Here is a 10,383-nt window from a genome sequence, read left to right as displayed (position 1 = left end):
CCACGTTCCTGAACGTACCATCAGCGATGTGCTCTCCCACATTAGTCGGTTTCATAACCCCAATTATTAATGAAGGGAAATACGATAACTCCCCACTTTCAGGTAGGACCGTCTTTTTATTTACTTGTAAGCCTACGTCGTAAATCAAAACGGCTGCCCTCTTCATGGCAGCCGTTTTGATTTACAGTCGCAGACCCGCTGCGTCCGGCGTAATAAATTTAGTTTCCGACATCGATTATTTGGAGCGGTATAGCTGGCCGCATGCCGCGTTAATGTCCGATCCGAATTGAGTTCGGACCGTGATGCTGATACCCTTTGACTTCAAGATCCGAACAAACGCTTTAATCCGACTAGGATCAGATTGCCGATAGCTGTCTGGCGTAACTTCGGTCGAATTGAATGGAATCAGGTTAACATGATAGAGATGTTCCCCAGGTCCCCTTCCCCTTAACAACTCGGCAACTCCTTCCGCATGCGCCGTCGAGTCGTTGACTCCTCGAAGAAGAATATACGCAATATACACCTTTCTCCCGGTATGCCGGATATGACGATCCAATGCCTTCAGCACGTCGCGGACCGGGAATCGGTCGTTGATCGGCATCAGCTCGCTTCTCTGATCGTCAAACGGCGAATGCAGCGAGAAGGTTAGATTGACCTGCGGAAACCCCCGTGTCAGCTTGTCGATCCCCGGCAACAGGCCGATGGTGGAAATCGTAATTCGTCGATGTCCTAAGCCAAAGAGATGCGGGTCGGTCAAAATCGTTATTGCATCAAAAATATGCGGGTTGGCAAGCGCCTCCCCCATGCCCATGAATGAGACGCTGTCCAAGGCGTGGCCGTTCAAGCGAAAGTGCAACAATTGGTCGGTAATTTCGTCGGCGGTCAGATTTCGTTTCAGGCCGATGGTACCGGTGGCGCAAAACCTGCACCCGAATCCGCAGCCGCACTGCGTGGAAATACAATACGATTTCCACCCCCGCTCATAAGTAAGTCGTACGGCCTCCACACGTTCGTCGCCCGCAATGGCAAACAGCACCTTGCTGACCTGTTTCGACGTGAGTTCCTTTACCGGAACGATGCTGCAGACCTTCGGACCAAGCATCCGGGTCAACTCGTCGCGCAAAAATTTGGGCAGTATCGTCATCCGTCCGTATTCGCCGACGTTCTGCTTGAAAATCGCGTCCATAATCTGAGCATACCGATACTCGGGCTGCTTGAAGTCGGACAATATTCGCCGAATCGTTTCAAATTTCGAGGTTAGTCTCATGTCTTCTCCTTACCGCCGGAGAAAACGTAAAAAAGCAACCGTCAGTTGGCACTTTGACACGTCATTAACCAACTATACAGAAAAAGCGCATACGTTTGCAGACGGATCGCTACGTGCACCAGTCGATAGATTGGTAAACCTCCGGCAACCGATTTGTTTTTTTGTGAACCGCTTCACCTAACTGGAACCGGTTCACACAATCATCTACAACCTCATTCTTCATCGCTTTCATCCTCCTAGAATTTGTTTATCTCTTTCAGTTCCACAATCTTTGTCGCGATATGCTTACAAAACTCGCTGTCATGCTCCACAAAAAGGATGGTCGGAGAATGCTCCAGCAGCAGTTCTTCGATTTGCATCCGGGAAATGACGTCGACAAAATTGAGCGGTTCGTCCCAAACATGCAAATGAACCCGATCGCAGAGGCTTTTCGCGATCAGCACCTTTTTCTTCTGACCGCCGCTAAAAGAAGCGATGTCCTTTTCGAATTGCAAGCGCGAAAAATCGAATTTCCTTAAAATCGATTTGAACAGGCTTTCGTCAATCCCGCTGTTTCTGGCGAATTCCGACAAATTGCCCCGCAAGTACGAGGTGTCTTGCGAAACGAAGGAAATTTTTAGCTGGCTCCCTATTCGAAACGCGCCGGAATAAGGAATTTCCTCGCCGCAAATAAGTTTGAGCAAGCTGGATTTTCCTGAGCCGTTCGGACCGGAGAGCACAATGCGGTCCCCTTGCTCGACAGTAAAGCTGACCTCGCGGCAAACTTTCTTCTCGCCATAATGAATCGAAACGCGGTCAAGCTCGACTAATTGGTGTTTGTGATACGCCAGCTGAGATATTTTCAGGCTTTCCGAGCTTTCAACGTTGTTAAGCAGCTGGGATCTTTCCTCGATCGCGGATTGTTGTCTTTGCTCAATCGATTTGGACCTCTTCATCATTTTGGCAGCCTTGTGACCGATGTACCCTTTATCGACCTTGGAGCCAGAGTTGCGGGTGCCGTTTTTTGTTTTTTCCACTTCGTGCGACCAGTTGCTCGTCCGCTTGGCTGCTTCGGACAGCCGCTTGATGTCCTTCCTCAGCTTTTCGTTCTCGGCCATCTCAAAGTTGTCCTGTTGCTGTTTGTTCTCCCACCAGTCAGAAAAATTTCCTTTCTGGATTTCGATATTAGTCTTGTTGATCGAAAGAATGTGGTCCACGCAGTTGTCGAGAAACGCCCGGTCATGCGACACCAAAATAAATCCGCTCTTGTCGTTCAAATAATCGCTGACCAGCTTCCGAGCATGCAGGTCCAGATGGTTGGTCGGCTCGTCAATGAGCAAAAAACGGTTTTCCTTCAAAAACAGGGCCGCCAGCAGCACCTTCGTTTGTTCTCCGTTGGACAACGATTCGAACGGTCGGTATAACACGTCCTCCGACACTTTCAGCAGCGAAAGCTCGCGAAGAAGCTGCCAGTGCTCAAAGTCTGGATAGATGTCGGCGACGATGTCGATGGTATTGTTCTCTTTGTGTTCAACGTGGAATGGGAAGTATTCGAAGCTGACGTTGGCCGAAATCGTTCCGCTGTATTCGTATTTGCCGAGCAGCAGATTGAGAAACGTGGTCTTGCCCCGTCCGTTTCTCCCCGTAAAGCCCAATTTCCAGTCGGTATCAATTTGAAAGCTTACATCCTCAAAGATGTTGTCGTAACTGCCGTCATAGGCAAACGTCAGGTTCGTTACCTTGATCAATGACATGTCGGTAACCTCCTTTGTCAAAATAAAAAAGAGCTACAAGAAAGTTACCTTTCTTGTAGCTCAAAAAAATACGGCAAATCCAACCCGGTTCAGGGAATGAAAAAGATATATTTTCTGAGTGAAAAGAATAAGGTAACTTTCTTGCCAATAAAGAATAAAACAAATCCTGCTTTATTCTTCAAAAAGTGGCAAGAAATATTACATTATCCTCTTCAACTCCAATCGTTAAGTGTCAGCACGATCTTAACATACCCGCTTATACATTGCAACATCCTAAAATGACAACCCAAAAATCTAACTACCCATTGATTTTCATTATCAATTCAAACACGCAAATAATAAAAACGGCTTCACAGCGGCCTGCCTATCATGAGGCTCGTTAAGGAGTACCACCCCTTTATCTTTCAAACGGGCGCAAACCTCATCAACTTGATCCACTTCAAAAGTGAGTAAGAATTTCGATTTTGATTCTGCCTCGGTTAGAAGATTGTGTTCACCGATCACTTCCGCCATATTTTGATCGGAAAAAATTTCTATTTTGGTTTCGCCAGTCTTAAACGATGCGAACTGCATCTTCTTCGGAAAATCCCAATGGAATCTCCATCACATCTCTGTAAAACGCCACACTTTTATCGAAGTTTCTTACCAACAGTCGGACTTGCGATAGTTTCACTTTTCCACTACCTCTATTTACGAAATGGGACTTGCCCTATTTATCCTCCAAATTTAACAAAATCGCGAAACCCTGTATTGTAAAAACACGACAACTTGCCGTTACTTGTGTACGGCTAAACGTATCAATATTGAATTAAATATATTGCCCAATAGCTTAATGAGGCTGCCGTATCATCTCAGCTGCCTCTGATATTTTTGCTAAGTAATTGACGGTAGTTGAATCACACCATAATGTTTCATACAAGCTTTCCTACTTACACCTCTTTGAGACCCCGTACAAAAGCGTTCACATTACCTAAGCAACACGCCCCTTGGGGGTTGTTTACCTCACACCCACATCGCCCCGCATGAACATGAGCTTTGATTTGGTCAGCATGTTTTTGGTCGGTGCCATTGGCTTGAAGGAGCCGCTCTCTCGTCCAATCAAAGCAGTAACACACAGGTACATCAGCACTCTGGTTTTTTTGGTAGACTGGCATACTTCGCTAAACTGCCCACGCAACGGGTCATAGCCCTTCAAATCCCATCATTCAGGGCCCAGCAGACGCATGTCGCACGCGCTGTAAACTTTCGCGGTATTGTAATCGGAAACCCCCTGTCCTTTTCTAAGACGAAGACGGTTTTCACAACCTATTGCAATGGATCCAGCATCTACAAACCGCCCATCATTTAACCGCATCCTTCGTTGGCATGGAACCGACCGGACACTATTGGCTCAACGTTTCTAGGTGGCTCTCAGAACGCCATTTTGAAGTCGTAACTCCAGGGGTGGCGTGGAGAATGCGTGCATTATATGGAAGGATATGGGGCAGAAACTCCGCCTCTATTTTCGTATGCCTTCATGTTGTCCGGGTCTTTAACGGGGTCTCTCTTCCATTCTTTCTTCCCGCTAACCAAGGGTGAAATTCTGCGAATAAGCGAGCACTCGTGAGAAAACTAAATCGTACCGAGGGAGTTCAATAACTTTATAAGCTCCTTTATCGTCCGTTTCCTTTCCTGACCGTCATATCACTCCGCTATCGTTTCTGTTAATGTGGGGGGTTGCCCTCCTTTAATTTGCTTTGGGGAAATTTATCTTTTGCTTCATCAACTTCTATGGGTTCTATCACCTTGAAAAGAAAGGAATTACCATTTAAGTACTCTTTAATATATGCCTGGGCATACTTTTGTTCATGTATCAAATTCGAAATTTCAGTGGGATCAGAACAGTGATGACTATAATTTTCAATCATGAACATGACAAAAAAACACTCTAATTTGTGAATATAATCCATACCTAAACTCTTAACGCTCTCATAACCTTGAATAAATAATTGTCGATGTTGGGGGGAAAGTTCTAACAAAGCACTCGCCATGTCATACAAATAGTATCCATAGCCGCATCTTCCGAAATCGATTAGGTGTGGTTGTTCATCACAAAAAACAACGTTTCCAGAATGTAAATCAGCATGAATAAGACCATAGTTCTGATCAGTCTGATCCATACCTTCAAGGTGGTCTACAATCTTATTTATAGCTAATTGATACAGACTCCAAGCGCTGCTCGATAAAAATCTTGCATAATAAAGTTCTAGTTTGCGGATATCGGATATAAAGCTAGTGATGCCCCAATGAGGTCGAACAAAATTATGAGGTGTAACGAAACGAGAAGAAGCTTCATGCAGTTTACCCATCATAACACCCATGCTATTTACACGGTTATCCGTAAATTCTCCACTTGAATGCTCTCCGTCCACCCAACTCATTAGGGTGACAAAAGGTCTATTATACCCCTCTTCAGTAACACACTCCAAAACATAAGAATCATTAATGCTTACAATTCCTACAGGGACAATTAAACCATGTACGTTTCTTAATTCATTAAGAAATAATAGCTCAGAATAAATCTCTTCTTTATTCATTCGTTCCGAATGAATGCGAAGCAAATAACTATTTAATGTGTTTGTTTCAATTTTATATGTAATGGTATCTGACAACTGAATGAATCGGATGCAATTCCATTCTAGTTCATACTGTTGTAGGGCTGTTAAAACAACACTTCTCGCACGCGAGAGCAAGGCTTGTCTACTTTCCTCTGAATCAAAATGAAAAAAATTATTCAATTGATTATTCTCCTTCTCTGTTTTATTAAAAGCCTTGCCCCAAGTTTCGATAACAGCATTTCATGAACTTCGTAAATATAAAAGTCTCAATACATAATGTTCACGAAGAAACTGATTCTTCCTTTATTTGTAACTAAACTGCACGTTAGTTCAACTAGACATAACAATATTTTTAGTCCAAATATATCCTTGCTGAACGAATTCTTTGCTTGGGTTGCTATGTGGTGTATGTTCAAATATAAAATTTATTTCTTTGCATTGTGATAAGAATCTTATGATATGTGCTAGCTTATATTGCTTTCCGTTATTCTCATGACTCGGATGTACTGGAATCCAAATATGTTTATTGTCTTCATACGCAACGTTATGCAAATGAACTATTTTGATGTGTTCCTTCCACTTCTCTAAATATTTTAATATTTCATCTCCTGTTGCAATTAGATAATCACCTATGTCTATGCAGAGTTTCAAGGAATACCTTTCCCATTTCTCTATAGGAAAAGAATCAAGATATTGTATTCCTTTCACAGAACGTCCAATCCCTAATTTCGGTTCACATATAATAGGTATGGCGTATTTTTTTTGTATTCGGCACAATTCTTGCAGACCCGTGCGACCAAAAGGTCAATTGAAACTTTTTCAAGCAAGTCGTATTTACTTCCATTTCGTAGTAACGGTGAATGAACGCCGAAGGGAGTTTGTTTTACTCTACAAAGATCTAAGAAAGCACTGAAAGCCGTTTCATTAGGAAATTCTCCAATTTCGATTAAGTCAATATCATCCCAAAATAATTCGTCAAATTGTTCGGGATTAGTTAAAATTGTACTTCCAGATACACCAAATTTATGTTTGTTCAAATTTTACTCCCCCTAGTTCCGATACCTCACCCTAATTCTACCATATCTACATATTTTTTTAACATTACAGCCCGTTAGCATTCCTGTAGACGGAAAATATAGTAGAAACGGAGCCGCACGGAACGATTTTGTTTTTGCATTTTAGTAATTTTAGTATTGACTGAAATTACTGAAATTCAGTAAGATTAGACACATATCTGGGATTGGTGGTGACGTATAGTGAAGAAGCATGTTTCAATCAGTGCCGCACTGTTGTTTTTGACATTGCTTGTGGAGGTGATCGGCGTTACCGGCATCATCATGGCGCTTCCCATGATTGGCGTGGAATTTCAGCTCAACTCGGTTGAGCTGGGGGCAATTGTAAGCGCTTATTTTCTCGGGTACGCTGTCTTTACGATTCCAGGCGGCGCTTTCGCCGACAAGGTCGGGTCGAAGCGGATCATTGCCATCGGGCTGGTGCTTTGGGCCTTCTTTACTGCACTCACCGGCTTTGTAAACGGCTTTGTTACGCTGTTCGCCGTGCGCGTGCTCCTCGGCATCATCCAGGCGCCATTGTCTCCGGCGATCCTCAAAGCTGTTGCGGAGCGGACACCCTCGCAGATTCGCACGACGACGAATGCATTTGTCCTGACCGCCGACCCGTTCGGCTCCGCACTTACGCCGCTGATTGTAGCCCCGCTTATCGTGATGCAGGGCTGGCACAACACATCGATCATCCTCGGGGCGCTCGGGCTGCTAATGGCTCCTGTCATTTGGTTTTTGCTGCCTCGACCGCTTCCCCCAGAGCTTGCCCAACCGGCGGTGGAAAAAGTTGCGAATGCCCCTGCACAGCAGAGCGAGCAGCAGCCTAGCATGAAATTGTCCGATGTGCTGCGCAACGGCCAAATCTGGATGCTGACCTTGATCATGTTTGGCATCAGCATCGTCGCTACAGGGTTTCTCACGTGGGTACCGACCTATTTGACGACCGAAAAGCATCTCGATTTGACGCAGACCGGCTTTGCGGCATCGCTCCCTCCACTCGCCGCCATGTTGGCGAACATCGCAGGCGGTTGGCTGTTTGACCGCTATCTTAGCAATCGTTTTCATCAAATGGTGATTCCGTCCTTACTGCTCTCCTCTCTTTTTCTCATTCTCATGATCACCTCCAGCACTGTTCTGCAATTCGTCCTGTATGAGTCGGCCGCCTTCGCGTTTCTCTCCATGACGAACCAGCCGGTCATAGGGCTGACCATGCGGATCATCCCTGCACATGTGCTGGGCATCGGCAGCGGCATCCTCCTGACAGGAATCAAGACTGCTAGCATCATTACGCCTGTACTCATGGGCGCTATCATTGCGCATATTTCGTTCGAGGCAAGCTTTGTCTTTCTCCTGACGGGCCTAGTGCTGTCCATAGCCGCAGCGATCGGCGTGCGGATCAAACCTGCCGCTCGCTGCAAGGGCACCCTGACCGGGAACAAGCTCCCATGAACGCGTGTGAATAAGGAGGTGAGGTAAGGACCCAAATGGTCGATGCCACCGATTCGCGACCTGTGCGCCGTTCAAGATCGAGGCCGCATGGCTGGTCATGGTGCAACTGCGAAATCGTGCGGACGAACCGCAATCCTCAAATCAGAAAGGATGAATATCATGAACAAGCAAAACTGGACCTTTGCTTTCGAAGCGCATGCCGACAAAATCATCGACCCCCTAATGGTTCCCGGAGCGATTATCGCGCTTGCCAAGGATGGAGAGCTGATTTATGAACATGCGTTCGGCTACAGCGATGTCGAACGTCAGCAAGAAATCACCTTAGACACCGTGTTTGGTATCGGTTCCATCACCAAGTCGTTCAGCTGCATTGCGATTTTGCAACTGCAGGAGGCGGGCAAGCTGTCCGTCACAGACCCTGTCGCCACCTATTTACCGCAGTTCCGCTTCGCGGATGAGGCGGCATCCAAGCGAATTGCGATCCATCACTTCATGAGCAATTCTTCAGGAATTCCGCCGCTGGCTTCCCTGTTCGGCGCGCTGCGGCGGAGCATCGAGGACGATCCCGATCACGCCGATTTCTTGCCGCCCTTTGATGAGAAGAGTATCAAGGAGCTCCCTTACATTGAGACGCACGATGATTTGCTCGCCTATCTCGCTGCCTCGGACCTCGCGCTTTTAGGCGAGGCCGGAACCCAGTTCAGCTATTCAAATGACGCCTTCGGTCTGTTGGGCGCAATCATCGAGCGAGTCAGCGGTATGCCGTATGAAACGTATGTGAAAAACCACATCCTAGGGCCCGCCGGGATGACCAACACGGCGTTTTCCATCGCCGATCTGCCGGACGATACCGCCATTTCCACGCTCTATACCAAAAGAGTGGCCGACGGCAAGCCTGAGCTGTTTGCCTCCCCTTACTGGCTGGATGCGCCTGCACAGCGTGCAGCCGGATTTTTGAAATCAACCGCCCGCGATATGCTCCGCTACGCCGAAATTTTCCGGACAGGCGGCTGCGTCGGCGATGTACGGATTCTCTCGGCAGCGAGCGTGGCGCAGATGATGATGCCCCACATCGCGATTGATTCGTTTATTCACTACGGCTATGGGCTGTTCATTACACCGGCTCCGCATTATCACGGCGGCTCTTTGGTCGAACACTCCGGCGGACTGAAAGGGATTACGGCGCAGATGCATATCCTGCCTGAAGCGGGCATCACCGGGATCGTCCTGATCAATGCGGACGGCGCTTTCGCAGCAAGGGGCCTGCTAGCAGCCGCACTCAATGCCCTGCACGAGCGACCTGTGGTAACAACCGAATTTCCCTATCCGCACTACGTGCCAGACGCAGCAGCTTTGGCCGAATACAGCGGTGACTATTCATCCTCCGAGGGGAGCCAGGCCTCTGCCAGCTTCGCGGGCGAGACGCTCATCATCTCCGTCAAGCTGGGGCCGATCAAAACCGACATTCCGCTAGCTGCTGTCGGCCCCGATCAATTCATTGCAGGGCTGGGCCCCGGCATGGCCAATCCGGTGAGATTCATCCGTGACGAGAATGGCCGGGTCTGCCGGATGCTTTTTGGGTACCGTCAGCTCGCCAAAGCAGACAGGAAAAGCTAATGTTGTTATAATAATGAAAAGGACTAGGCTCGTTTCAAAGACGGCCTAGCCAAGTTGCTTGAGAAACGTCGCGGCGTTTTTCCAAAGGGAGTAATGGCGTTGAATAAGTTATCTCCAGAACTGTTGGCTTATATCGAAGAAATCGGCCTGTATCACGAGTACCAGGGCATCTCCAGAATCGCCGGGCGAATTTTGGGCTTGCTGATGGTCACAGAAGACGCACTGTCCGCCGAGCAGATCGCGTCCACACTCCAGGTGAGCCTTGGCAGTGTGTCGACCAACATTCGCCTGCTACTGCGCTCTGGGCACGTGGAAAAAAAGAGCGTAACAGGTGACCGCGTCACCTACTATATATATTCCGAAAATGCGCTGGAAAGGGAATTCCTCGCCTCAATCGAGCGGGTCCATTCCTTGAAAAAGGCGATTGAAAAAGGTGCGCAGATTCAAAGCGTGCAAGACAACGAGAAGGTCTCCCTGCGCTTTGCGGACATTCAAAAGGGCACCGGGTATTATTTGGACACACTAAACGAGCTACTGAACCGCTGGCGCTCGCAGCATTGACGACAAGAGAAAAAGAGTTCATTCTTGCTTGAACTCAGACTGCCTGGAAACCCCAAGCATTTTGGGGTTTCTTTTTGTGTCAAAATGAGACGGCCTCA

8 protein-coding genes and 3 pseudogenes are annotated in these 10,383 nt (G+C 47.3%); 4 read left to right on the top strand and 7 right to left on the bottom strand.

What is annotated here, in order from left to right; all coding sequences use genetic code 11:
- Nucleotides 1-235 precede the first annotated feature (235 nt).
- The 4 genes and pseudogenes from ACIFQN_RS32715 to ACIFQN_RS32700 all read right to left on the bottom strand — a co-directional run.
- Nucleotides 236-1,267, bottom strand: a complete 1,032-nt coding sequence (locus ACIFQN_RS32715) for a Cfr family 23S rRNA (adenine(2503)-C(8))-methyltransferase (protein ID WP_429837231.1) — start codon at nt 1,265-1,267, stop codon at nt 236-238.
- Between the two features lie 236 nt (nt 1,268-1,503).
- Nucleotides 1,504-3,000: an Lsa family ABC-F type ribosomal protection protein gene (locus tag ACIFQN_RS32710; RefSeq protein WP_429837230.1), complete on the bottom strand. Its 1,497-nt coding sequence runs from the start codon at nt 2,998-3,000 to the stop codon at nt 1,504-1,506.
- A gap of 318 nt (nt 3,001-3,318) precedes the next feature.
- A pseudogene (locus ACIFQN_RS32705) lies at nt 3,319-3,582 on the bottom strand (VOC family protein); the annotation flags it as partial.
- A 347-nt stretch (nt 3,583-3,929) separates the two neighbouring features.
- Nucleotides 3,930-4,154 (bottom strand): annotated as a pseudogene (locus tag ACIFQN_RS32700) (putative iron-sulfur cluster-binding metallochaperone); the annotation flags it as partial.
- Between the two features lie 11 nt (nt 4,155-4,165).
- Here ACIFQN_RS32700 and ACIFQN_RS32695 point away from each other — a divergent pair.
- A pseudogene (locus tag ACIFQN_RS32695) lies at nt 4,166-4,434 on the top strand (IS110 family transposase); the annotation flags it as partial.
- A 269-nt stretch (nt 4,435-4,703) separates the two neighbouring features.
- On the opposite strand, the gene ACIFQN_RS32690 reads toward ACIFQN_RS32695, so the two are convergent.
- The 3 genes from ACIFQN_RS32690 to ACIFQN_RS32680 form a co-directional block, all read right to left on the bottom strand.
- Nucleotides 4,704-5,777, bottom strand: coding sequence for a phosphotransferase enzyme family protein (locus ACIFQN_RS32690; RefSeq protein ID WP_429837229.1), 1,074 nt, complete (start codon nt 5,775-5,777; stop codon nt 4,704-4,706).
- A 150-nt stretch (nt 5,778-5,927) separates the two neighbouring features.
- Entirely contained in the window at nt 5,928-6,305 is a 378-nt protein-coding gene (locus ACIFQN_RS32685; RefSeq protein ID WP_429837228.1) for a hypothetical protein, read from the bottom strand.
- A gap of 14 nt (nt 6,306-6,319) precedes the next feature.
- Nucleotides 6,320-6,634, bottom strand: a complete 315-nt coding sequence (locus ACIFQN_RS32680) for a hypothetical protein (RefSeq protein ID WP_429837227.1) — start codon at nt 6,632-6,634, stop codon at nt 6,320-6,322.
- Between the two features lie 219 nt (nt 6,635-6,853).
- Between ACIFQN_RS32680 and ACIFQN_RS32675 the strand changes: the two genes are divergently transcribed.
- The 3 genes from ACIFQN_RS32675 to ACIFQN_RS32665 all read left to right on the top strand — a co-directional run bounded on the left by ACIFQN_RS32675 (nt 6,854) and on the right by ACIFQN_RS32665 (nt 10,285).
- Nucleotides 6,854-8,107: an MFS transporter gene (locus tag ACIFQN_RS32675; RefSeq protein ID WP_429837226.1), complete on the top strand. Its 1,254-nt coding sequence runs from the start codon at nt 6,854-6,856 to the stop codon at nt 8,105-8,107.
- Between the two features lie 159 nt (nt 8,108-8,266).
- Nucleotides 8,267-9,724 (top strand): serine hydrolase domain-containing protein, encoded by a 1,458-nt coding sequence (locus tag ACIFQN_RS32670; protein ID WP_429837225.1) that lies wholly within the window; start codon nt 8,267-8,269, stop codon nt 9,722-9,724.
- 93 nt (nt 9,725-9,817) lie between these two features.
- Entirely contained in the window at nt 9,818-10,285 is a 468-nt protein-coding gene (locus ACIFQN_RS32665; protein WP_429837224.1) for a GbsR/MarR family transcriptional regulator, read from the top strand.
- Nucleotides 10,286-10,383 lie beyond the last annotated feature (98 nt).

The organism is Brevibacillus sp. NRS-1366, from assembly GCF_050467985.1.
This window is presented reverse-complemented; position numbering and strand designations above follow the sequence as displayed.